This window comes from Klebsiella sp. TF21-TM, from assembly GCF_019753495.1.
Taxonomy (GTDB): Bacteria; Pseudomonadota; Gammaproteobacteria; order Enterobacterales; family Enterobacteriaceae; genus Klebsiella; species Klebsiella quasipneumoniae.
In genome coordinates this window covers 1-283 of the sequence record NZ_JAIJYL010000142.1, presented here as the reverse complement: position 1 = coordinate 283, position 283 = coordinate 1, and the positions used below count along the sequence as shown (strand labels likewise).

Annotated in this window: 1 protein-coding gene; it reads right to left on the bottom strand. The window is 50.2% G+C overall.

Going from position 1 to position 283, the window contains the following annotated elements; translation table 11 throughout:
* Positions 1-29: 29 nt before the first annotated feature.
* The coding region (locus tag K5R89_RS27270) for a hypothetical protein (RefSeq protein WP_221853886.1) at positions 30-283 on the bottom strand (254 nt) is incomplete at its 5' end.

The following is a 283-nucleotide window of genomic DNA, read 5'->3' as shown; positions in this document are numbered from 1 at the left end:
CCGGTACTAATGAACCGTGAGGCTTAACCTTACAACGCCGAAGATGTTTTGGCGGATTGAGAGAAGATTTTCAGCTTAGATTCAGAGTTGAGTACGCAATAATTTGCGCAGCAGCAAGGCGACAAGCGAAGGAAAGGAAGGAGCATACTGAAGTATGTGACTGACTTTGCGAGCGCAGGCAACGCAGCTGATGCGATAAAGAATTGCGTACTGAGCACAAAGAATTTGCCTGGCGGCACTAGCGCGGTGGTCCCACCTGACCCCATGCCGAACTCAGAAGTGA